The sequence below is a fragment of the Saccharospirillum salsuginis genome, from assembly GCF_014651855.1.
In the GTDB taxonomy this organism is placed as follows: Bacteria; Pseudomonadota; Gammaproteobacteria; order Pseudomonadales; family Natronospirillaceae; genus Saccharospirillum; species Saccharospirillum salsuginis.
This window is the reverse complement of sequence record NZ_BMXR01000006.1, coordinates 349,814-371,514: the sequence shown is the minus strand read 5'-3', so window position 1 is coordinate 371,514 and position 21,701 is coordinate 349,814. Positions and strand designations below refer to the sequence as shown.

The window sequence follows — 21,701 nt, the reverse complement described above, 5'->3', positions numbered from 1 at the left end:
TCAGACCAGCTACGGATCGTCGCCTTGGTAAGCCATTACCCCACCAACAAGCTAATCCGACGCAGGCTCATCCAGTAGCGAGAGCCGAAGCCCTCTTTCCTCCGTAGAGATTATTCGGTATTAATCCGGATTTCTCCGGGCTATCCCCAACTACCGGGCAGATTCCTACGCGTTACTCACCCGTCCGCCGCTCGACGCCTCCTAGCAAGCTAGGATCGTTTCCGCTCGACTTGCATGTGTTAGGCCTGCCGCCAGCGTTCAATCTGAGCCATGATCAAACTCTTCAGTTCAAAATATGCACCCTGCCGAAGCAGACTGCTTTATCTTGGCTCGTTCGCAAGCGAATCCGACAAAAGCCGGATTCACGCCTCTCAGAATTTCTGACAGGTCACTTGTCGATCGAGAATGCCCAGCAAGCTGAGCTTCTATTTGTCGACCCACAAGCGCCCACACGAATTACTTGATTCCCAATGTTAAAGATCGACGCAAGCGGCTGTAGGCTTGCGTTTGAAGAGGCGCGTATTCTACGCCTCCGCTCGTCGTTGTCAACTCCTTTTTTCTAAAAATCTGTTAAGAATCAGTTCTTTAGAGAGTTGACCGAACCGCGCCGGAGCGCCGGTTTCGAGCGGCTGTCGGTGACAGCGGAGGCGCATTATAGGGGAGAGATTTTGAGAGTCAACGCGTTTCGGGAGGAATTTTGGAAATCTGGCCGGGAGCCTTCGGGCTCCCGTCCATACGGGCTTATTTAACCACGCGGAGCGAGGGCTTTTTGGGAGCGTCGCCTTCGCCATTCGGGGTGTCCGGACCGTCGCCGTCCGGCGGCGGATCGGTCGGGGTTTCGACATCGAACCCCATACCCTGACCGTTTTCCTTCGCGAATATCGCCATAATCGCGGACATCGGCGCCCGAACCAGGGTCGGTACGCCACCGAACCGGGCACTGAATTCAACCCAGCGATTGTCCAGATTCAACTCCCGGACGGCACCCGGCGATATATTCAACGTAATCTGACCATCACGAACAAATTGCTGAGGCACTTCCACACCCGGAAAATCGGCCGCTATGACCAGATAGGGCGTGCAGTCGTTATCCAGGATCCATTCGTGGATGGCTCGCACCATATAGGGTTTGTTCGGGGTCATCTCACTCATATCAATCCCGCATTTCCTGCTCAACCTCGGACAGGCTGATCTGGAAGGATTCGCGTTCGAACAGTCGCTCCATGTACTTCAGGATCGGTTTCGCCTGCTTTTCGGGCAAGTCGATTCCCAGTGCCGGCAGGCGCCACAGGATCGGTGCGATGCAGCAATCGACCAGCGTGAACTCTTCGTTCATGAAGTAAGGGTAGTGATCGAAGATCGGCGCTGCGGCAACCAGGCTTTCGCGCAGTTCTTTGCGCGCCTTGGTAACACTGTCCTTGCTCTTGGCGGCGACAATGGTGTCGACCTTGTCGCACCAGTCGCGCTGGATCCGGGCGATGTACTGGCGGCTTTGGGCCCGGGCGACCGGATAGACCGGCAACAGCGGCGGGTGCGGAAAACGCTCGTCGAGGTATTCCATCATCACGTAGTGTTCATACAACGTCAGATCCCGGTCTACCAGGGTCGGCAAGCTGTTGTACGGATTGATATCGGCGATTTCCTGCGGAATGTCGTCCGGGTCGACATCCTTGATGTCGACGGCAACGCCCTTCTCGGCCAAGACAATGCGCACACGGTGGCTGTATTGGCTCGCGGGGTCGGAGTAAAAAGTCATGGAAGAACGTTTGGCAACAACGCCCATCGGGTCATCTCCTCGATGTAAAAACACCCTGAATTAAGACAAAACAAGCGCGGACAAGCCGCGCTTCTAATTACATCTTTGCTTTAGCGGAGCTTCAGTGGATGTCTTTCCAAAGCTCTCGATACAGCAACTGGCCGATGACCAGGAAGACCGCCAGGAAGGCAAACACCATCCAACCAATGCGTTCACGGTCCTCGGCGAACGGCTCACCCATGTACTCCAGGAAATTCACCAGGTCGTACATGGCATTATCGTACTCGGTCGGGGTGAGCATCCCTTCGGTCTCATAGGCTTCACAACCGCCTTCGGTAATGGTCCGGCCGGTCAGCGGGTCGAACCGCTTGTCGGTGACCGGGTGCGGCTGTTCGGCGCACAACCCCTGAAGGTCGGCCAATACGTGCGGCATACCGACGTTCGGGAAGACCACGTTGTTCACACCCATCGGACGGTTTTCGTCTTTATAGAAACCACGCAGGTAGGTGTACAACCAGTCCGGACCACGAACCCGGGCGACCAGGGTCAGGTCCGGCGGCGCGGCTCCGAACCATTCCTTGCCGTCTTCCTCGCTCATGGCGTTTTCCATCAGCGAGCCGAAGTTCACGTCGTTGAAGACCAGATTTTCCATCATGATCTCTTCCGGAATATCCAGATCGCGGGCGACGCGGTTATAACGGGCGTACTCCAGGGAGTGACAGCCCATGCAATAGTTCATGTACAGCTGGGCACCCCGCTGCAACGACGCCTTATCGGACAAGTCGGTGCTTATGTGGTCCAACTGGACTGCTCCACCAGCCGAGAAAGCGGCCAGAGGCGCAACACTCAATACGAGGGACAGGAACAGTTTTTTCATTACTCTGGCACCCTCTCCGGAACAGGTTTGGTTTTCTCGATACGTGTGTACCACGGCATCAGAATAAAGAAGCCGAAGTAGATTACGGAGCAAATCCGAGCCAGCCAGGTGTTCAGATCGGTCACGGGCTGGCCGCCCAGGTAAGACAGAACGATGAAAGCGATGGCGAACAGGATGATGGCCGTCTTGCTCATCCAGCCCTTGTAGCGCCAGCTGCGAACCGGACTGCGATCCAGCCAGGGCAGAACAAACAGGATAGCAATGGCGGCGGCCATGGCGATCACACCCATCAGCTTGTCGGGCACCGCCCGCAGGATGGAATAGAAAGCGCCATAGTACCAGGTCGGCGCAATGTGCTCGGGCGTTTTCAGCGGGTTCGCCGGCTCGAAGTTGGCGTGTTCGAGGAAATAGCCGCCCCCTTCCGGGAAGAAGAACAGAACGCCGCAGAAGACGAACAGGAACAGGATGATCATCGGCAGCTTGCCGACGGTGTAGTACGGGTGGAACGGGATACCGTCCAGGGGCGCACCCTTGTCATCCTTGTGTTTCTTGATGTCGACGCCGTCCGGATTATTGGACCCGACTTCGTGCAGCGCGAGAATGTGCAAGACGACCAACAACGCCAGCACCAGAGGGATGGCGATGACGTGCAGCGCGAAGAAGCGGTTGAGGGTGATGCCGGAGATCAGGAAGTCCCCACGGATCCACTCGGTCAGACCGTCGCCGATGACCGGGATGGCACCGAACAGGGAAATGATCACCTGGGCGCCCCAGTAGGACATCTGCCCCCAGGGCAGCACATAGCCCATGAACCCTTCGGCCATCAAGGCCAGGTAGATGAACATGCCGAAGACCCAGATCAGTTCGCGCGGCTTCTGGTAGGAGCCGTACATGATGCCCCGGAACATGTGCAGGTAGACGACGATAAAGAAGAAGGAGGCGCCGGTGGAGTGCATGTAGCGGATGATCCAGCCGGAATCGACATCGCGCATGATGTACTCGACCGAGTGGAATGCCTCGTCAGCGCTCGGCACGTAAGACATGGTCAGCCAAATCCCGGACAGGATTTGGTTGACGAAGACCAGGGTCGCCAACAGACCAAACACATACCACCAGTTCAGGTTCTTGGGGGCATAGTACTTGGACATGTGCTTTTCATAGGCATTGGTGACCGGCAGACGCTGATCGAGCCATTGCATGAAGGCTGGCTTGTTCGTACTCATCAGGCAGACTCCTCACCAACGGTTAACACGGATCCTTGAACGACGTGCGGCGGTACCACCAGGTTTGTCGGCGCGGGTACGCCTTTGTAGACGCGACCGGCCAGGTCGAAACGGGACCCGTGGCAGGGACAGAAGAAACCGCCCATCCAGTTCGCGTCGAACGGTTGGGGTTCCACTTCGGGCCGGAACTGCGGCGAGCACCCCAGGTGGGTACAGACGCCTTCGAGCACCAGGAGGTCCTCGGCGCGCGAGCGCAGCGTGTTTTGTGCGTATTCGGGCTGTTGGGAGGCTACCTCAGACTCGGGATCCGCCAGACGACTGGTCAGTTCATCCTTGCGCAGGTTCTCGATCATGGTCTCGGTGCGCCGAACAATGAAGATCGGCTTGCCGCGCCATTCGGCGATGCGCATTTCACCGGACTCCAAGGTACTGATGTCGACATCGACCGGAGCCCCGACCGCCTTGGCTTTCTCACTGGGGTACCAGGAGCGCACGAACGGGGTGGCAACTCCCACCGCGCCCGCGGCGCCCATGGCCCCGGCAGCGATGTAGAGAAAGCGGCGCCGACCCTTATTTACGCCGTCTTGCGTCATTAGTTAGGTCCTCTGTCTGAAGGTAGAAATATACGGGGTAGATTCTACAAAATGACGGGAATACTAAAGAATTACGCCTTCTCTGACAAGAAAACCCTTCATTCAACAAGGGTTTAGCCGCGCCACACTGGACTAAAGTCCCAGGACGGTCACCCGAGAGAGGGCACAAACAAAAACGCCCGGCGGTGCCGGGCGTTTTGAACAGCGCAATTGATCAACGCTTGGAGTACTGCGGACGCTTACGCGCTTTGTGCAGACCGATTTTCTTACGCTCGACCATACGGGCGTCGCGCGTAACATAACCGGCGGCACGCAATGGCTTGCGCAGGTTCTCGTCGTACTCGATCAGCGCGCGGGTAATGCCGTGGCGAATCGCACCGGCCTGACCGTTGGCGCCGCCACCGGAGACGGTGACGTAGACATCGAACTTCTCGGTCAGCTCGGTCAGCTCCAGCGGCTGGCGAACGATCATGCGAGAGGTTTCACGACCAAAGTAGACGTCCAGCGGACGCTTGTTGATGTGAATCTCGCCGGAACCCGGACGCAGATAAACGCGAGCGGCTGAGGTTTTGCGGCGACCTGTGCCGTAGTGTTGCTGAGTTGCTGTCATGTCGCTCCCCGTTAAATCTTCAATTCTTTGGGCTGTTGTGCAGTATGCGGATGCTCGGCACCGGCATACACCTTCAGCTTCTTCAGCATGGCACGGCCCAGCGGATTCCGGGGAATCATGCCTTTAACCGCCAGCTCGATCACGCGCTCGGGCTTGTGGTCGATCATTTTATCGAAGCTCAGTGACTTCAGGCCACCCGGGTAACCGGTGTGACGGTGGTACATCTTCTGCTTACTCTTGCGACCGGTAACGGCCACCTTTTCCGCATTGATCACGACGATGTAATCGCCGGTATCGACGTGCGGGGTGAACTCGGCCTTGTGCTTGCCGCGCAGGCGACGAGCGATCTCGGTCGACAAGCGACCCAACGTCAGGCCATCCGCATCGACGACGTACCAGTCGCGCTTCACTTCAGCCGGTTTTGCTACAAATGTTTTCATTTAACTCCGCCTAATGTAAGTGGGGGGCTCAGGGGAAGTTAATCCAGATTTGAGGGCGCGGATGGTATAGAATTTCAACCACCCGTGCAAGAGGTTTCTTCAGGGCTTCTCCAGCGGTCCGACGGATCGCCGGTGCGGCGGTGTCTTCAGCCGGGTCAAACCATACCCGAGTGCGCCGATGCAGCCGCAAACGGTGAACAGCAACCCCAGTATGGCGCCGTTCGCGGTCTCCGCGTCGGCCCGGGGTACGCCGAAACGGCTGACACCCCAGAAGTAGGCCAACCCACCGACCAGAAACGTCAGCAGCAGCACAGCCACCACCAGATAACCCCGGGCATCGTAGGCCGGCAGGCGTCCCTCCCGAACCAGGGCCTGCAACGCCAGGATAATACCGGCCGAGGCGCCGCCGATGATCAAAGCCAGTGCCACTATATAAATGAACATGAAACCCCCTTTAAACCGGCACCACCGGGATCTCAGTGTTCCCGCGTTTTGCGGAAGGCGATGTCCGGGTGCCGCTCCTGAGCCATTTGCAGATTGACCATGGTGGGCGCAATGTAGGTTAAATTGTCGCCGCCATCCAGTGCCAGGTTGTCGTGGGCCTTGTCGCGGAACTGCTCCAGGGTGCGGGCGTCCGCGCAGTCGACCCAGCGAGCGGTGGCCACGTTGATCGGCTCGTACACGGCGTCGACCTTGTACTCGGTCTTCAACCGCTGTGCGACCACGTCGAACTGCAGCATACCGACCGCACCGACAATCAGGTCGTTGTTCTTCAGAGGCCGGAACACCTGCACCGCCCCTTCCTCGGACAACTGCAACAGACCCTTCTGCAGTTGCTTGGCCTTGAGCGGGTCCTTCAGGCGAATGCGACGGAAGAGTTCCGGTGCGAAGTTCGGAATGCCGGTGAACTTGACGTCCTCGCCCTGGGTAAAGGTGTCGCCGATCTGGATGGTTCCGTGGTTGTGCAGGCCGATGATGTCGCCGGCCCAGGCTTCCTCGACCGCACTGCGGTCGCCGGCCAGGAAAGTCAGGGCATCCGAGATGCGCACATCCTTGCCGGTGCGGACGTGCCGCATCTTCATGCCTTTCTCGTATTTGCCGGAAACGATGCGTAGAAAGGCCACCCGGTCGCGGTGGTTCGGATCCATGTTCGCCTGGATCTTGAACACGAATCCGGAAAACCCGCTCTCGGTCGACTCGATGGTGCGCTGATCGGTCGCGCGGGGCTGGGGCGTCGGCGCCCACTCGGTCAGACCGTCCAGCATGTGATCGACACCAAAGTTGCCCAGGGCGGTACCGAAATAGACCGGCGTCAGTTGACCGGCCAGGAACTCTTCCAGGTCGAACTCGTTGGCGGCGGCCTTGAGCAGTTCGATCTCGTCACGCAGCTCCTCGGCGTAGCCGTCCAGCGCCGTATCCAGTTCCGGATTGTCCAGCCCCTTGATGACCCGGCTTTTCTGAATGGTGTGGCCCTGGCCACTCTGGTACAGGATCACCTCGTCGTTGAGCAGGTGGTAGACGCCCTTGAACTGCTTGCCCTGCCCGATCGGCCAGGTGATGGGCGCACAGCTGATCTTGAGGATGTTCTCGACCTCGTCCATCAGCTCGATGGGGTCGCGGATGTCCCGGTCCAGCTTGTTCATGAAGGTCAGCACCGGCGTCTCCCGCATGCGGGCGACATCCATCAGTTTGATGGTCCGGTCCTCGACACCCTTGGCCGCGTCGATGACCATCAAACAGGAGTCCACCGCGGTCAGGGTACGGTAGGTGTCTTCGGAGAAGTCTTCGTGCCCGGGCGTGTCGAGCAGGTTCACCAGCTTGTCGTGATAGGGGAACTGCATAACCGAGGTGGTGATGGAAATCCCCCGGTCCTTTTCCATTTCCATCCAGTCCGACTTGGCGTGCTGGCCGGATTTCTTACCCTTGACGGTACCAGCGGTCTGCAGGGCACGTCCGAACAGCAGAACCTTTTCGGTGATGGTGGTCTTACCGGCGTCCGGGTGCGAAATGATGGCGAAGGTGTGGCGCTTGCCCACCTCTTTGGCGAGTTGTTTGTCTGTCATCGATGAAAACCTGTGATGCCTTGATGGCATGCGAATACTGTTCAGCCCATGCAGGTTCGCAACGTCGCCTCTGGCGAGTCAGAGCCGGTTACGAACCTGCGCATTCAATCGGATATCGGAAAGTCGGGCTACATGGGTCACCTGTCGGTCTTGTGCGGCGACCCATGAAGGAAGGGTCGGGCCGAGGATCGGGTCACAAAGCGGGCATTATAACGATCGCCGGCTATTTTTCGACCATGGCCGCTGATTAACCGGCGATCCTGCGAAACCCCATTCCAGGGGACCGCTGTCGAACGAACGGGACCAGAACGCCCCGTATCCGACCATCAAATAATCGGGCGGGAGCACCGGCGGCGGCAAAACCGCGGTAAAACAGGTACCATTCGCGCCAGCCAAACAGACGACCCAACGACATGAGCCACGAAAAAGACCGCATTTACGCCACCGAACACGGCCAGGTCGAGGATTTCCGCTTCGACGACCAGGTCGCCCGGGTATTCCCGGACATGATCAAGCGTTCCGTACCGGGCTACAGCCACATCATCGGCATGATCGGCATCCTGGCCGAACAATACGCCCAGCCGGACAGCCACCTGTACGACCTCGGCAGCTCCCTGGGCGCCGCCACCCTGGCTATGCGCCACCGCGTTCATGCACCGGGCGCGACCCTGATTGCCGTGGACAACAGCCAGGCCATGCTCGATCGCAGCCGGGACTTTCTGGAAAGCGAGGACTTGCCGACGCCGGTCAAGACGGTCTGCGCCGACATCACCGAACTGCAACTGGAGCGCGCATCTTTCGTGGTGTTGAACTTCACGCTCCAGTTCATACCGGTGGAAGAGCGTCAGGCCACGCTGCAGCGCATCTATGACGGCATGCTGCCCGGCGGCGCACTGGTGCTCTCGGAAAAATTGCGCTTCGCCGACCCGGTGCAGGAGCAGTTGCTCGCCCAGCACCACCACGATTTCAAACGCGCCAACGGCTACAGCGACCTGGAAATCAGCCAGAAACGTCAGGCCATTGAACGGGTTCTGCTGCCGGAAACCGCCGACGACCACCTGAACCGCATGAAAGCCGTCGGCTTCAGCGCCGCCACCCAATGGTTTCAAAGCTTCAACTTCGCCTCCTTTCTCGCCATCAAATGATTAACTATCGCCCCTTTCTCGACACCCTGACCGATACCGCTCTCGCCCACTGGCAAGCGCCACTGGCCGAGCAGTTGGACCATTTATTCGCCACCCTGAACGACGGCAACCTGCCACGCTTTCTGAAACAACTCGACCGACTGCCCGTTATCGAAGGCGTGCACGTCGATCTGGACCAAGTGGCCGTCTCATCGGACCAGCCGTTATCGCCCGACCAATCCAAACAACTGAACGACGCCCTGCGTGGACTGATCCCCTGGCGCAAGGGCCCCTTCCAGGTGTTCGATACCTTTATCGATTCGGAATGGCGTTGCGATTTGAAATGGGCCCGCGTGGCCCCGCACATCAGCAACCTGACCCAGCGCATCGTGCTCGATGTCGGCAGCGGCAACGGATACTACGGCTGGCGCATGAAAGCGGCGGGCGCCCGCCTTGTCGCCGGCATTGACCCGTCCTGGCTGTCGGTCGTTCAGCATCTGGCCATCAACCACTACATTCAGGACCCGACCCACACCGTGCTGCCGCTGACGATGGAAGCCATGGCGCCGGACCTGGAAGCTTTCGACACCGTTTTCTCGATGGGTGTGCTCTACCATCGCCGTTCGCCACTGGACCATCTCGCCGAACTGCGAGCCGCCTTGCGCCCGGGTGGTGAACTGGTGCTGGAAACGCTGGTGATCGAGGGGAATGACAAGGAAGCCCTGGTGCCGCCAGGGCGTTATGCGCGAATGAACAACGTCTGGTTTCTGCCGAGCCCCGAGGCGCTGGTCACCTGGCTGGAGAAGATCGGATTCGACAACGTACGGATCGTCGACGTGACACAAACCCGGCCGGAAGAGCAACGCACCACGGAATGGAAACCGGGTCAGTCGTTCAGCGATTATCTGGATCCGGAGGATGCGGGGCGAACCATCGAAGGTCACCCCGCGCCGCTTCGAGCCGTCCTGGTCGCGGAAAAGCCCGCCAACGCCGAACGACTGCGGCGGTATCATCTGGACTGAGCCGCTGGCCAGTCCTCCTATGCCTCCGCCGTCGCCCGACGCAATTCATCGGCCGAGTCCTGCAGCGATGACGCCACCTCGCTCAACGCCTTCAGCCGCTCGGTCATCTGTTGAACGCTCTCCAGCGAGGTTGTGCTGATGTCGCTCAGTTCCTGGCCGCCTTCGGTCAGGGATTGCATCTCGCCGGCCACATTCGTGACCTGGCTTTCCAGCTCACTGAACGCGGTGCGCATCGTCTCGACCTGTTCGGCGACGGCCAGGATCCGTTCGCGGCTGTCCTCAGCCTGGCTCTGCCCGCGTGCGATCTGCTCGGTACTCTGGCTCAACAGTGTGTGGATTTCGTTCGCCGACTGATCGCTGCTGATTGACAGCGCCCGGACTTCGTCGGCGACGACGGCGAAGCCCCGGCCGTGCTCACCGGCGCGGGCCGCTTCGATGGAAGCGTTCAGGGCCAGCAGGTTGGTGCGGCTGGCGATGTCGATGATGGCTTGCGAGGCCTGCTCGATGCGGTCGTTGCCGGTCTTGATGCCGTTCATCAGTTCGACCAACTGTTCGGCCAGGCGGCGGGTCTGGTCGCTTTGGTCCTGGGTTGCATCCAGCGACTGACCGACCCGACCCAGGGCCTCCTCGCTGACCCGCATGGCTTCCTGAACCTTCGCCAGACTGGCCGACATCTCCTGAGTGAATTCGTTCTGACGCTCGGACACCTGTTCCAGTTCACCGGAGTGGCGATCAACTTCGGTGTGCACCGAACCCAGCGACCGGGTGGCGTCTATCAAGTTGCCGGCCACATCCCGGGTCCGGGTCATCACCTGGTTCATGCGTTCGCCGGCCTGCTCTAGGCGTTCCTTCTGGCTGCTAACCGAAGCCTCGGCCTCTCGGGCCTCCGCCACGGCACTCAGCGTAATGCGCTGCATATAGGACTGGCCCACCCAGATCATGACCATCGGCAGCAGGTACCCGACAACGATGTCCCGGCTGAGATCGGAGCCGGACAACGGCGGTTCGGGAAAGTCGTATCCCGTCAGTTTCATGCGGATAAAGACCCCGGCCACGATCAGCATCAGCACCGACCAAACCGATCCCCACAGCGGGTTGGTCATCATATAGGCCAACACGATCAGGGTGACCATCCACAACAGGTATTGGGAGTCGATGCCGCCGAACATATAGGCCGAGTTGAGGGCGTGAATCGCCATGCCGGCAATGGCCAGGTTACTGCCGAAGACCACCGGAACGCCCTGACGCACCAGAAACGGAACCGGGCTCACGAAAAGAATCAGCAGAACGGAGGTGACCTGGAGCCGGCCCACATCGAAGGCCTGCCATTTCACGAGGGAATACAGCCCGACCAGCAAGGCCAGGAAACAGAACACCACGACGGCCTTTTCGCGGACCAGATCGCCCTCTTGGCGGGGCAGAAACCACTGCAGCATATCGACACCTCTTTTTAACGGAGGATTGTACAGCGCTTGCCCCAGTCACTTTAGACGGCCGGGCTCACTTTGTCCTGGCGGTCATCGATAACCGATTCCGGCATCGGATTCAAGACTTTACTTAATCGTTTAAGATGCTTATCGTTTGCCGCCGTCATCGCTCCCGCAGTCCGAGGTCCCGCCATGAAGAATCAGGTTCAGCTCATCACCTATGTCGATCGCCTCGGTGGCGGTACCCTGTCCGACCTGCAGCGGCTTCTGGCCGGCCCGCTCGACGGCCTGTTCGGCGGTGCCCACCTGCTGCCTTTCTACACACCCATCGACGGTTCCGACGCCGGTTTCGACCCGGACGATCACCTGACGGTGGACCCGCGCCTCGGCGACTGGGGCGATGTGCGCACGCTCGGCCACGACGTCGACCTGATGGCGGACTTGATCGTCAATCATGTCTCCAGCCGGTCGCCCCAATTTCAGGACGTGTTGGCCAACGGCGAGAACAGCGACTGGAACGACCTGTTCCTCACCTACCGCCGTGTCTTCCCGGACGGTGCCACCGAATCCGACATCACGGCCATCTACCGCCCACGACCCAATTTACCGTGGACGCCCTACACCGTCGGCGGCGAAAAACGCCTGTTCTGGACCACCTTCACACCGCAGCAACTGGACATCGACGTCGAAACACCGCGCGGCGAAGCCTATCTGGACAGCATACTCGCCCGTTTCGAAGCGTCCGGTGTCTCGATGATCCGGCTCGACGCCGCCGGTTATGCCATCAAGCGCCCGGGCACCCGCTGCTTCATGCTGCCGGAAACCTACGATTTCATTCATCGCCTGTCGGATAAGGCAGACACGCGTGGCATCGAAACCCTGGTGGAGATCCACAGCCACTACCAGACCCAGATCGAGATCGCCAACCGCGTCGGGCGGGTCTACGACTTCGCCCTGCCACCGCTGGTGCTGCACGCCCTGTTCAGTGGCGAAGCCGGCCCATTGGCCCATTGGCTGTCCATCGCCCCGCGCAACTGCATCACCGTTTTGGATACCCACGATGGCATCGGCGTGCTGGACGTCGGCGCCGACGGCGACAAGCCGGGCCTGCTGGCGCCTCAATCCATCGACCGGCTGGTCGAAACCATTCATGAACGCTCGAACGGCGAGAGCCGGCAGGCGACCGGCGCCGCCGCTTCCAACCTGGATCTGTACCAGGTCAACTGCACCTACTATTCCGCCCTGGGCGCGCGCGACAACGAATACCTGATCGCCCGGGCCCTGCAGTTTTTCGCTCCGGGTGTGCCCCAGGTTTACTACACCGGCCTGTTGGCGGGCGAGAACGATGTCGACCTGCTGAACCGCACCGGTGTCGGCCGGGACATCAACCGCCATTACTACAGTCGTGAGGAAATCGACGCCGCCCTGGATCGGCCCGTCGTCCAGCGCTTGTTCGAACTGATCCGGTTGCGCAATCGCCATCCGGCTTTCCAGGGTGAATTCGGTGTGGAGCGGACCAGCGATCACGCCATGGTGCTGAGCTGGACATCGGACGATCGACGCCTCGAACTGAGCGTCGACTTCGCCCGACCGTCGGCCCGGATCATCGAAGGCGACGACACCCTGTTTGAATTTTGACCGTCGTTCGAGCCTGGACGGCCGGACCCCGCATTCAGTCGGGGTTCAGACGGCCCGTCTAGGCTGAACATGAACCGGCACGGTTTGGCTGAAACGATTAAGAGCTTTTGTTCAGGTCTGTGACACTGTTCATAATAAAACAGTCTAAGAAACGGGATGACAAAGCCTCTTAAACGATTAAGCTTAAACAGTGCTTTTCGAGCCCAGTGCCTGAGCCCGAAGGGATCGGGTGCTGATCTGTCACACAGTGGAAACCATAAAAACAGCACGAAAGGGCAAAAACAATGACAACATCCTTAACGAAAAAAACGCTTGTCGTCGCCATGTCGGCCGCCTTTGCAGCCGGTGCCTACGCCGAAATCAATCCGTCCAAAGGGTCGGGTGAATACGACTGGTCCAGCCTCGACGCCTTCGAGGACATGGATCTCTCCGGTCAGGTTGTTACCGTTGCCGGTCCCTGGCTGACGCCTGAAAACGCCATATTCGAAGGCATCGTCAGCCACTTCGAAGAAGCCACCGGTGCCGATGTCCAGTATTCCGGTTCCGACAGCTTCGAACAGCAGATCGTGATCGACCTGCAAGCCGGCTCTCCGCCGAACCTGGCGATCTTCCCGCAGCCGGGTCTGGCCGCCGACATGGCCAGCCGCGACCTGCTGAAGCCCCTGAGCAGCGATCTCAAGAACAAGGTCATGGACGCCTACGCGGCCGGTCAGTCCTGGGTCGATCTCGGTACCTACGAGAACGGCTCCGGCAATGACGATTTCTATGGCGTGTTCTTCCGCGTCGACCTGAAGAGTCTGGTCTGGTACTCCCCGGACAACTTCGCCGATTACGGCTATGAAGTACCGGAAACCATGGAAGAGCTGATCGCCCTGTCCGAGCAGATGGTCGCCGACGGTGAAACGCCCTGGTGTATCGGTCTGGGTTCCGGCGCCGCCACCGGCTGGCCGGCCACCGACTGGGTCGAAGACATCATGCTGCGTCTGCATGAGCCCGACGTTTACGACAAATGGGTCAGCCACGAGATTCCGTTCAACGACCCGCGTGTCGTAGAGGCCATCGAAACCTTCGGCCAGTTCGCCAAGAACGACGACTATGTTCAGGGCGGCGCCCAGGCCGTGGCCAGCACGGATTTCCGTGACAGCCCGAAAGGTCTGTTCAGCGTTCCGGCGGACTGCTTCATGCACCGTCAGGCCAGCTTCATCCCGGCCTTCTTCCCGGAAGGTACCGTGATCGGTGAAGACGCCGACTTCTTCTACTTCCCGGCTTTCGAGTCCAAGGACCTGGGTAACCCGGTACTGGGCGCCGGCACGGTTGTCACCATGCCGAAGGAAAGCGAAGCGGCCCGTGCTCTGATGGAGTACCTGACCACGCCGCTGGCGCACGAGATCTGGATGGCCAATGGTGGCTTCCTGACACCGCACACCGGCGTCAACAACGATCTGTTCGCCAACGACACTCTGCGTCGTCAGGCTGAAATCCTGCAAAACGCCGACACCTTCCGCTTCGACGGTTCCGACCTGATGCCGGGCGGTATCGGTGCCGGCGCCTTCTGGACCGGCATGGTCGACTTTGTCAGCGGTGATTCCGCCGAAGAAGTCGCAGCCGACATCGAACAGGCCTGGGACAACCTCTAAGCGAGCCCGGTCTAATCGAGCCTCCCGCCCCGTTTCTCGGGGCGGGTTATCCCAATTATTCTGTTTGGTCAGGAGACGACTGTGGCTCAGCAACTTCTAACGGGGCTGTTCGCTATTGCGCTTGCCATTGGCCTCAGCGCCATGTTCTTTATTGGCTGCAACTACCTGCTGGATCGGTTTTTATCCAGCGATTCCTTATCGGGCGATGTGGCCCGACAACGGCGCGACAATCTTCGTGAAGGCATTCGCCCCTGGATCTTCGTCGGGCCGGCCCTGTTTATTCTGACGGTCTGGCTGATCTATCCGGTGTTTGCCTCCTTCTGGTATTCCTTGCTGGACCGTACTGCCAGCAATTTCGTCGGCTTCAGCAATTACGTCTGGGCGTTCAACGACCAGAATTTCCTAGTCGCCATTCGCAACAACATTCTGTGGTTGATCTTCGTGCCGACCCTGTCCACCGCGTTCGGTCTGTTGATCGCTTACATGACCGACCGATTATGGTGGGGTCAGGTGGCGCGCTCACTGGTCTTTTTGCCAATGGCGATTTCTTTCGTGGGTGCTTCGGTGATCTGGAAATTCGTCTACGATTTCCGCGCCGGCGGCGACGAACAAATCGGTCTGCTGAACGCCATCGTCGTGGCGCTGGGCGGGGATCCGGTTCCCTGGATTACGGTCCCGTTCTGGAACAACTTCCTGTTGATGATCATCCTGGTCTGGATTCAGACCGGCTTCGCTATGGTGATTCTCGGCGCGGCCATTCGCGGCGTACCGGAAGACACCCTGGAAGCGGCCCACATGGAAGGCGCCAACGAATTCACCATCTTTTTCAAGATCGTCATCCCCCAGATCTTTGGCACCATCGTCGTCGTGTGGACGACCATCACCATTCTCGTGCTCAAGATCTTCGATATTGTCTTTGCCATGACCAACGGTCAGTGGGATACCAACGTCCTGGCGAACCTGATGTACGACCAATTGTTCCGCGCCGGACACATCGGTCGCGGTAGCGCGGTAGCGTTCGTGATCATGCTCGCGGTGACGCCGATCATGATCTACAACATCCGTCGCGCTCGCAAAGACGAACAATAAAGGATCCGACGATGAGCTCAACAAGAAAACAACCGCTGACAGTTTTCGGCAAACACTTTACGGTGTTTCTCCTGGTCGCGCTCTGGACGCTGCCGACCCTGGGCTTGCTGATCAGTTCGGTCCGCGACAAAGACCAATTGACCGAATCCGGTTGGTGGACGTCGATGTCGAGTACCGATCTGACCGATGCCTACCGGACGCCTGAAGCCCAGGCGCAGGAATCCGTGGACGGCCAGTTCGTGATCACAGATTCTATTTTCGAGCAATCGCAAGGGCAACGCGTCAAGTCCTGGAGTCTGAGCCCTCGCGACCTCGGCGCCTACGGACCGGGTGAGACGGTCACACTGGACAACGGCAGCGAAATGACACTGCAGGAAGACGGGACCCTGCGCTGGACCAACAGCGAAGCCTTCGAGCACAGCCGGGGGGAACGGGTGTTCTACACCGCTGCCGTCCCGCCGCGCTTCACGCTCGATAACTACGCCGAAGTCCTGGAAGCCGAGGGCATCGGCCGGGCTTTCATCAACACCATGACGGTGACCCTGCCGGCCACCTTCATTCCAATCCTGATCGCCGCCTTCGCCGCCTATGCCCTGGCGTGGATGAAATTCCCGGGGCGCTTGTGGATTCTGGCTCTGATCGTGGGTCTGTTGGTTGTGCCGCTGCAAATTTCCCTGATTCCGGTACTGCGCATGTACACCAACCTGGGCAATACCTTTGGCATCGAGCCCAAGTCCTACCCCGGCATCTGGCTGGCGCATACGGCCTTCGGCCTATCGTTGGCAGTCTACCTGTTGCGGAACTACATGTCGGGGCTGCCCAAGGAAGTCATGGAATCGGCCCGGATGGACGGCGCCAGTCACTTCGATGTCTTCCGAACCATCGTGTTGCCGTTGTCCGTGCCCGCTCTGGCCTCCTTCGCCATCTTCCAGTTCCTCTGGGTCTGGAACGACCTGCTGGTGGCTCTGGTATTCCTCGGCAAAGGGGAAGGAAAAACTGTCATGACCGCGCAGTTGGTGGAATTGCTCGGTTCGAGGGGCGACAATTGGGAAATTCTGACGGCCGGGGCCTTTATCACCATCATCGTGCCTCTGATCGTGTTCATTTCCATGCAACGTTTCTTTGTTCGCGGCATGCTGGCCGGTTCAGTCAAAGGGGGCTGATTCAGTGTCGACCGATCTCAACTGGTGGCGCGGTGGCGTAATCTATCAGATCTATCCGCGCTCTTTTTTCGACAGCAACGGCGACGGCATCGGCGATCTGCCCGGGGTCATCGCACACCTGGACTACATCGCGAGCCTGAACGTCGACGCCATCTGGCTGTCGCCGTTCTTCACCTCTCCGATGAAAGACTTCGGGTACGACGTCTCGGACTACCGGAATGTGGATCCGATGTTCGGCTCGTTGCACGACTTCAGGCACCTGGTCGAGGAAGCCCACCAGAGAGGTCTCAAGGTCATCATCGATCAGGTGTACAGCCACACCTCGGATCAGCATGAATGGTTCCAGGAAAGCCGGGAAAACCGAACCAATCCGAAGGCGGACTGGTACGTCTGGGCCGACCCGCAACCCGACGGCACGCCACCGAACAACTGGTTGTCGTTGTTCGGCGGGCCGGCCTGGCAGTGGGATTCCCAACGCAAACAGTATTTCATGCACAACTTCCTGGCGAGCCAGCCGGACCTGAATTTCCACAATCCGGAAGTTCAGGATGCCATTCTCGACACAGCCCGGTTCTGGCTGGATCTCGGTGTCGACGGTTTCCGTCTGGACGTGGTCAATATGTACTTCCACGATGCCGAACTGACCGACAACGAGCTGGCGGATACACCGGACAAGATGTTTGTCGGTATGGATCCGAACAACCCCTTTACCCGTCAGTACCACGTGCACCAGATGTGCCGCGACGACAACCTGGCGTTTTTACAGCGCCTGCGTCGGGTCATGGACGAGTACCCCGGGTCAACGACCGTCGGCGAAATCGGCGCGCCCCAGGGCATGAAGTACATGGCCCAGTACACATCCGGCGGCGACAAGCTGCACATGGCCTATACCTTCGAACTGCTCAGCGACCGGCACGACCCGGACTACATTCGCCAGACCATCGAAAAGATGGAAGCGAACCTGTCCGATGGCTGGCCCTGTTTCGCGCTCAGCAATCACGATGTAGTGCGCAGCGCGACACGCTGGGGCAAGGATGCCGAGAACCCGAAGGCCTTCGTGCGCACGGCTTTGGGTCTGCTGGCGACACTGAGAGGCAGTCCGTGCGTCTATCAGGGCGAAGAGCTCGGTCTCCCCGAAGCGGACGTGCCTTTTGAACTGCTGCAGGATCCGTTCGGCATCGAGTTCTGGCCCGAGTTCAAGGGCCGCGACGGCTGTCGCACCCCGATGCCCTGGATCAACGAAGCCATGGGTGGGTTCACTTCCGGCGGTCACGCCTGGCTGCCGGTGGAACCCATACACCGTCAACTGGCGGTCAGCGAACAGGACGGCGATGACGACTCCACGCTGTCGTTTTCACGCGCCCTGTTTGCCTGGCGCCGTGACCATCCGGCGTTGAAAGACGGTGACTTCGAATGGCTCGACAGCGATGCCGAACTGCTGTTGTTCCGACGTCGGAATCAGCAGGAGTCCATCGTCATCGCCATCAACATGACGGGCGCGAGCCTTCCGGTCAACGTAGACGGCCAGGCCGTGACGGTGCCGGGCTTCGCGCCTGTGACCGATAACTCCATCACCCCGTATTCGATCGCTGCCTGGGTCGAATAAGGCGGTCCGGGCCGGCTACAGCCGGCCCCTCTGGCAGGTTGAAATCGTGTGAACAAAAACGATAAGAAAACACCGAAAAAACGCATGACGCTCAAAGCCGTGGCCGAGGCACTGGGGGTGTCCACCGCCACGATCTCCAATGCGTTCAATCGGCCCGACCAACTCTCCGCCAACCTGAGGGATCACATCCTCAAGGAGTGCGAGCGTCTGGGCTACAATGGACCGAATCCGGCGGCCCGCAGTCTGCGGACCGGCGCGACCGGCATCGTCGGCGTAATGCTGGCCGAACGTCTTGCCTACAACTTTCGCGACGGCTGTGCGACGGAATTTCTGCAGGGCGTCTCCGAAGTGCTCGACGATGCCCGCACCAACATGCTGTTGATGCCGGGACGCGACGACTTCTACCACCTGCAGTCGATGGAATCGATTCCGGATCGTTACATCGTCTACGGGCCGCCCCGCGACATCAGCGTGATCGAACGGCTCGAACGCCAGCAAAAGCCCGTGGTCACCGTGGATTTCAGTCTGAAAAACCACCTGTCGTTGAACGTGGACAACTACGGCGGTGCCAAGCAGGCGGCCAACCATGTGCTGAAACAAATCGGCTCACAGGGGCCTGTGGCCGTGATCGGCCTGCGCCTGATCCAGTCGGACATCATCGGCCGCATTCGGGAAACCGAACTGCTGGACGCCGGCGTGTCCATCTCCCGTCAGCGGCTGGAAGCCTATCGGGATGCGGCCGCCGACCACGGCATGCAGATCCCGGAGGAGTTGATCTGGAACACGCACGAGAGCAACTGGGCGGACGGGGTCAAGGCCGCGCGCGAAGCCCTGTCGGCCATTCCACGCCCCAGGGCGTTGTTGTGCATGTCCGACCAGTTGGCCATGGCGGCGCTCAGCGTAGCCCGCGACATGAGCATTTCCGTGCCGGACCAGCTCAGAATCGTCGGCTTCGACGACATACCGGAAGCGCGGCGCTCGCATCCCGGCATCACCACGGTGTACCAACCCAGCATCGAAAAAGGTCGCCTGGCGGCCATGATGGTTTTGAACCCGGAGCGCTTTGAGAGCCGGGTGCTGCCCACCCAGCTCCACGTTCGCGAAACGGCGTGACCCGGGCAGGCGTCCCTTTGTAGGCTTCCACGCACCTTTTACAGGCTAACGTTTGTCTAATGTTAGCCTGTGACGAAGCTCACTTTAACGCGGCGAAAACTCCTTATGCTGTCGATCAGAACGGTTCAAACCCTGATCGTCCACTGACGCAAGTAAGGAGTGCACGCCATGACAAGAGTCTCATTACCCACACTGGTGGTGGCCGCGGCCGCCACCGTTCTGACCGCCTGTAATTCTTCCGGTGGCGGCTCGGCCGCCATCGAAAACCGCGACGCCTATTTCGATTCACTGTCGAGCTCGGTCAACGCCAACGTCGAAGCCGGTGCTTCCGCGATGGCCGGCGCTTCGGCGTCGGGATCCAGCGCCCCGGGCTTTGTCTCCACCGACGACAGCACCGCCAGAGTCCTGCCCCACCTGGAGGTCTTCAGCCAGTGGAGCACCCGGCTGGACACCCGCAGTGGCGATACCACGACCGGCTTCGACATCGACACCTTCCTGGATAATCTCGAGGAATACGGCACCCTGACCGATACCAGCAGCGGCTTGCTGTTTCAGCCGGACAGCTCGCGAATCTGTACCGGCGACATTGACGTGAACCGTTGCACGGCGGTTGCGAACGCGTCCTCCATCGAATTTACGCAATCGGGTGAACAGTCGGGCAGCGTGGTCTTCCAGTTCGAGACTCAGGAGGTTTTCATTCTCGAGTTCAGCCAGAACTCATTGGCCGGAACCTGGGTTTTGCAAGGCATGAAAGCGTTCCTGGAAGCGGTCGATCCGGACGCCAACAATCTGCCGAACACCTTCAATGGCCGTTTCAAGGCCAAGGTGGAAGCCACGGGCACGAACAGCGGCCGCATCACCACCTCGGTCCCCGAAGCCATCAACGTCGGTGACGACACGACCGACTATCAACTGAACCTCGGACAAACCGGCACCCTGTTGATGGTGGAAGGCAACGACGACCTGGGTACCGGCAGCGTCAGCGTGGATGTGTCCGCCCTGGACCTGCGCCTGGCCGAAGAAGACGACCCAGGCGTGATCTGGGACCTCGCCGTTCCGGCCTTCAGTTTCGATATGACCGGCGACAACAAGGGCACCGAGGACAACAGCGACGACGACATGACCGTTACGGCCTCGTTGGCATCGCCCGGCATCGTGTTGAAGAAAGGCAGCGAAGATCAGTTGACCGTCGATGCTTTCACCCTGGACGCCAGCATGACCAGCGGCGTACTGACCTTCAACGAGGCCTTGAATTTCGCCATGATGGCGATTGAAGACGCGACCACGAACGAGTTGGACGTACAGATCGCCTCGGGAACCGAGCTGCAATCCACGGATGACTGCAACGGCAAGCCCGGTACTGATGTGCTGGCGGGCTCGGTCGATATTACGGTGTCGGAAAACGATACGGCGACGATCGACGTGAGCGCCAGTGCCGGCGCCTGTTTCGAGGAAGATCAGTAATCCGAAAGTCCATGGCGCCCGAGTGACTCGGGCGCCGTCCGATTATTTCTAAACCGACTGGACAGGATGTTCAGTTGGAGCGATGGCTTTCCATGTATTGACGAAGCAATTTATTGATTCGGGTTTGGTAACCTCGTCCCTGCGACCGAAACCACATCAAGACATCGGCATCCAGCCTTAACGTGACAGGCTCTTTGCGAGGAACCTTCAGATCGGCCTCGCGGAAAAACTTGTCGTCGAGTTCCGGAATATCGCTGGTATCAATGTCTTCATCCTGCATTTCAGCCAGTCGTTTCCAGTCAGTTTTTGATGGTTTGTTCATATCGGCGCACCTCGTGTTTGGTCGCTTTTCGCGCGGAAATGATTCGGATTGTGTCGCCATCTCGTTCGGTATACACAACCACCGCGATCAAGTCGAACAGCCATCCAATTCCTATCCAACGTTCTTCACCGTACTCTGTCAGGCTATCCGGTGTGGCCAGCAACGGACCGTCGAACATTGACACTACATCGGTAAAGTCGATGCCGTGTTTTCGTTGGTTGAGAACGTTTTTGTCTTCGTCCCACTCGAAGCGCATTACCTTCCTTGTACTTACATTTGTATGTACACAATACGCCTAATCAACGTCTTCGTCCAATATGCTCTGATTCAGTACTCCTTGAACAGGGCGAAATACAGCACATAGATCCAGCTGAAGACGCCGTGGACGATGGCCCAGAGGATGGATTTATTGACGCTCCAGGACAAAACGATGGCGAGGACGGTGCCGAAGGAGACGCCGTGCTTGACGATTTCGTAGCGGATTTCACGCATGGGGGACCTCTTTATTGGGCGGACACCCTTCATGCTAAGCGG

General features: G+C 59.2%; 22 protein-coding genes and 1 rRNA gene. 9 read left to right on the top strand and 14 right to left on the bottom strand.

The genetic code is table 11. The features are described from left to right. From IE111_RS14065 to prfC, 10 genes are all read right to left on the bottom strand, one after another. Window positions 1-290, bottom strand: a 16S ribosomal RNA gene (locus IE111_RS14065); the annotation flags it as partial. Between the two features lie 451 nt (window positions 291-741). Continuing rightward, window positions 742-1,152, bottom strand: a complete 411-nt coding sequence (locus IE111_RS14060) for a ClpXP protease specificity-enhancing factor (protein ID WP_229805364.1) — start codon at window positions 1,150-1,152, stop codon at window positions 742-744. A 1-nt stretch (window position 1,153) separates the two neighbouring features. Next, entirely contained in the window at window positions 1,154-1,783 is a 630-nt protein-coding gene (locus IE111_RS14055) for a glutathione S-transferase N-terminal domain-containing protein (RefSeq protein ID WP_189609772.1), read from the bottom strand. 94 nt (window positions 1,784-1,877) lie between these two features. Then, a complete protein-coding gene (locus tag IE111_RS14050) occupies window positions 1,878-2,633 on the bottom strand; it encodes a cytochrome c1 (protein ID WP_189609770.1) in 756 nt (251 codons plus the stop codon). Then, window positions 2,633-3,856 (bottom strand): cytochrome b, encoded by a 1,224-nt coding sequence (locus IE111_RS14045; protein ID WP_189609767.1) that lies wholly within the window; start codon window positions 3,854-3,856, stop codon window positions 2,633-2,635. The genes IE111_RS14050 and IE111_RS14045 overlap by 1 nt, the downstream gene beginning before the upstream one ends. Further along, window positions 3,856-4,449: a ubiquinol-cytochrome c reductase iron-sulfur subunit gene (gene petA, locus IE111_RS14040; RefSeq protein ID WP_189609765.1), complete on the bottom strand. Its 594-nt coding sequence runs from the start codon at window positions 4,447-4,449 to the stop codon at window positions 3,856-3,858. The genes IE111_RS14045 and petA overlap by 1 nt, the downstream gene beginning before the upstream one ends. 214 nt (window positions 4,450-4,663) lie before the next feature. After that, window positions 4,664-5,059 carry a 30S ribosomal protein S9 gene (rpsI, locus tag IE111_RS14035; RefSeq protein ID WP_189609763.1) on the bottom strand — a complete coding sequence of 132 codons (396 nt, stop codon included), beginning with the start codon at window positions 5,057-5,059 and terminating at the stop codon, window positions 4,664-4,666. Between the two features lie 11 nt (window positions 5,060-5,070). Further along, window positions 5,071-5,499: a 50S ribosomal protein L13 gene (rplM, locus tag IE111_RS14030; RefSeq protein WP_189609761.1), complete on the bottom strand. Its 429-nt coding sequence runs from the start codon at window positions 5,497-5,499 to the stop codon at window positions 5,071-5,073. Window positions 5,500-5,598: 99 nt separating this feature from the next. Further along, window positions 5,599-5,943 (bottom strand): hypothetical protein, encoded by a 345-nt coding sequence (locus IE111_RS14025; protein ID WP_189609759.1) that lies wholly within the window; start codon window positions 5,941-5,943, stop codon window positions 5,599-5,601. A gap of 32 nt (window positions 5,944-5,975) precedes the next feature. Next, window positions 5,976-7,562, bottom strand: a complete 1,587-nt coding sequence (prfC, locus tag IE111_RS14020) for a peptide chain release factor 3 (protein WP_189609758.1) — start codon at window positions 7,560-7,562, stop codon at window positions 5,976-5,978. 413 nt (window positions 7,563-7,975) lie between these two features. Here prfC and cmoA point away from each other — a divergent pair, with 413 nt between their 5' ends. Both cmoA and cmoB read left to right on the top strand, forming a co-directional pair. Beyond that, window positions 7,976-8,707, top strand: a complete 732-nt coding sequence (gene cmoA / locus IE111_RS14015; RefSeq protein ID WP_189609756.1) for a carboxy-S-adenosyl-L-methionine synthase CmoA — start codon at window positions 7,976-7,978, stop codon at window positions 8,705-8,707. Beyond that, entirely contained in the window at window positions 8,704-9,708 is a 1,005-nt protein-coding gene (cmoB, locus tag IE111_RS14010) for a tRNA 5-methoxyuridine(34)/uridine 5-oxyacetic acid(34) synthase CmoB (protein WP_189609754.1), read from the top strand. The genes cmoA and cmoB overlap by 4 nt, the downstream gene beginning before the upstream one ends. Before the next feature lie 17 nt (window positions 9,709-9,725). Here cmoB and IE111_RS14005 read toward each other — a convergent pair whose 3' ends face one another. Next, complete coding sequence (locus tag IE111_RS14005; RefSeq protein WP_189609753.1) at window positions 9,726-11,144, bottom strand: methyl-accepting chemotaxis protein; 1,419 nt, start codon at window positions 11,142-11,144, stop codon at window positions 9,726-9,728. 183 nt (window positions 11,145-11,327) lie between these two features. On the opposite strand from IE111_RS14005, the gene gtfA reads away from it, so the two are divergent. From gtfA to IE111_RS13970, 7 genes are all read left to right on the top strand, one after another. Then, the gene (gene gtfA, locus IE111_RS14000) at window positions 11,328-12,773 is read left to right on the top strand and encodes a sucrose phosphorylase (RefSeq protein WP_189609751.1); all 1,446 of its coding nucleotides are present in this window, start codon (window positions 11,328-11,330) and stop codon (window positions 12,771-12,773) included. 284 nt (window positions 12,774-13,057) lie between these two features. Next, window positions 13,058-14,410 (top strand): ABC transporter substrate-binding protein, encoded by a 1,353-nt coding sequence (locus IE111_RS13995; RefSeq protein ID WP_189609749.1) that lies wholly within the window; start codon window positions 13,058-13,060, stop codon window positions 14,408-14,410. A gap of 81 nt (window positions 14,411-14,491) precedes the next feature. Further along, window positions 14,492-15,499 (top strand): carbohydrate ABC transporter permease, encoded by a 1,008-nt coding sequence (locus IE111_RS13990; RefSeq protein ID WP_229805363.1) that lies wholly within the window; start codon window positions 14,492-14,494, stop codon window positions 15,497-15,499. Window positions 15,500-15,510: 11 nt separating this feature from the next. Next, complete coding sequence (locus IE111_RS13985) at window positions 15,511-16,662, top strand: carbohydrate ABC transporter permease (protein ID WP_189609746.1); 1,152 nt, start codon at window positions 15,511-15,513, stop codon at window positions 16,660-16,662. 4 nt (window positions 16,663-16,666) lie between these two features. Then, on the top strand, window positions 16,667-18,268 hold the full coding sequence (locus IE111_RS13980) for an alpha-amylase family glycosyl hydrolase (RefSeq protein WP_189609744.1): 1,602 nt from the start codon (window positions 16,667-16,669) through the stop codon (window positions 18,266-18,268). Window positions 18,269-18,316: 48 nt separating this feature from the next. Then, window positions 18,317-19,381: a LacI family DNA-binding transcriptional regulator gene (locus tag IE111_RS13975; protein WP_229805362.1), complete on the top strand. Its 1,065-nt coding sequence runs from the start codon at window positions 18,317-18,319 to the stop codon at window positions 19,379-19,381. 168 nt (window positions 19,382-19,549) lie between these two features. Next, window positions 19,550-20,845 carry a hypothetical protein gene (locus IE111_RS13970; RefSeq protein WP_189609742.1) on the top strand — a complete coding sequence of 432 codons (1,296 nt, stop codon included), beginning with the start codon at window positions 19,550-19,552 and terminating at the stop codon, window positions 20,843-20,845. A 70-nt stretch (window positions 20,846-20,915) separates the two neighbouring features. On the opposite strand, the gene IE111_RS13965 is transcribed toward IE111_RS13970, so the two are convergent. The 3 genes from IE111_RS13965 to IE111_RS13955 form a co-directional block, all read right to left on the bottom strand. Next, window positions 20,916-21,167 (bottom strand): BrnA antitoxin family protein, encoded by a 252-nt coding sequence (locus tag IE111_RS13965; RefSeq protein WP_189609739.1) that lies wholly within the window; start codon window positions 21,165-21,167, stop codon window positions 20,916-20,918. After that, complete coding sequence (locus tag IE111_RS13960) at window positions 21,145-21,423, bottom strand: BrnT family toxin (protein ID WP_189609737.1); 279 nt, start codon at window positions 21,421-21,423, stop codon at window positions 21,145-21,147. Before IE111_RS13960 ends, IE111_RS13965 begins: the two co-directional genes overlap by 23 nt. Window positions 21,424-21,494: 71 nt before the next feature. Continuing rightward, window positions 21,495-21,659 (bottom strand): hypothetical protein, encoded by a 165-nt coding sequence (locus IE111_RS13955; RefSeq protein WP_189609735.1) that lies wholly within the window; start codon window positions 21,657-21,659, stop codon window positions 21,495-21,497. Window positions 21,660-21,701: the final 42 nt, after the last annotated feature.

What these genes read in the sequence shown, in the direction of transcription:
- gtfA (WP_189609751.1), top strand. Translation starts at nt 11,328, where the DNA reads ATGAAGAATCAGGTTCAGCTCATCACCTATGTCGATCGCCTCGGTGGC.
- rplM (WP_189609761.1), bottom strand. Translation starts at nt 5,499, where the DNA reads ATGAAAACATTTGTAGCAAAACCGGCTGAAGTGAAGCGCGACTGGTAC.
- IE111_RS14055 (WP_189609772.1), bottom strand. Translation starts at nt 1,783, where the DNA reads ATGGGCGTTGTTGCCAAACGTTCTTCCATGACTTTTTACTCCGACCCC.
- petA (WP_189609765.1), bottom strand. Translation starts at nt 4,449, where the DNA reads ATGACGCAAGACGGCGTAAATAAGGGTCGGCGCCGCTTTCTCTACATC.
- rpsI (WP_189609763.1), bottom strand. Translation starts at nt 5,059, where the DNA reads ATGACAGCAACTCAGCAACACTACGGCACAGGTCGCCGCAAAACCTCA.
- prfC (WP_189609758.1), bottom strand. Translation starts at nt 7,562, where the DNA reads ATGACAGACAAACAACTCGCCAAAGAGGTGGGCAAGCGCCACACCTTC.
- IE111_RS13970 (WP_189609742.1), top strand. Translation starts at nt 19,550, where the DNA reads ATGACAAGAGTCTCATTACCCACACTGGTGGTGGCCGCGGCCGCCACC.
- IE111_RS14045 (WP_189609767.1), bottom strand. Translation starts at nt 3,856, where the DNA reads ATGAGTACGAACAAGCCAGCCTTCATGCAATGGCTCGATCAGCGTCTG.
- IE111_RS14060 (WP_229805364.1), bottom strand. Translation starts at nt 1,152, where the DNA reads ATGAGTGAGATGACCCCGAACAAACCCTATATGGTGCGAGCCATCCAC.
- IE111_RS14050 (WP_189609770.1), bottom strand. Translation starts at nt 2,633, where the DNA reads ATGAAAAAACTGTTCCTGTCCCTCGTATTGAGTGTTGCGCCTCTGGCC.
- IE111_RS13995 (WP_189609749.1), top strand. Translation starts at nt 13,058, where the DNA reads ATGACAACATCCTTAACGAAAAAAACGCTTGTCGTCGCCATGTCGGCC.
- cmoB (WP_189609754.1), top strand. Translation starts at nt 8,704, where the DNA reads ATGATTAACTATCGCCCCTTTCTCGACACCCTGACCGATACCGCTCTC.
- IE111_RS13965 (WP_189609739.1), bottom strand. Translation starts at nt 21,167, where the DNA reads ATGAACAAACCATCAAAAACTGACTGGAAACGACTGGCTGAAATGCAG.
- IE111_RS13960 (WP_189609737.1), bottom strand. Translation starts at nt 21,423, where the DNA reads ATGCGCTTCGAGTGGGACGAAGACAAAAACGTTCTCAACCAACGAAAA.
- IE111_RS14005 (WP_189609753.1), bottom strand. Translation starts at nt 11,144, where the DNA reads ATGCTGCAGTGGTTTCTGCCCCGCCAAGAGGGCGATCTGGTCCGCGAA.
- IE111_RS14025 (WP_189609759.1), bottom strand. Translation starts at nt 5,943, where the DNA reads ATGTTCATTTATATAGTGGCACTGGCTTTGATCATCGGCGGCGCCTCG.
- cmoA (WP_189609756.1), top strand. Translation starts at nt 7,976, where the DNA reads ATGAGCCACGAAAAAGACCGCATTTACGCCACCGAACACGGCCAGGTC.
- IE111_RS13955 (WP_189609735.1), bottom strand. Translation starts at nt 21,659, where the DNA reads ATGCGTGAAATCCGCTACGAAATCGTCAAGCACGGCGTCTCCTTCGGC.
- IE111_RS13985 (WP_189609746.1), top strand. Translation starts at nt 15,511, where the DNA reads ATGAGCTCAACAAGAAAACAACCGCTGACAGTTTTCGGCAAACACTTT.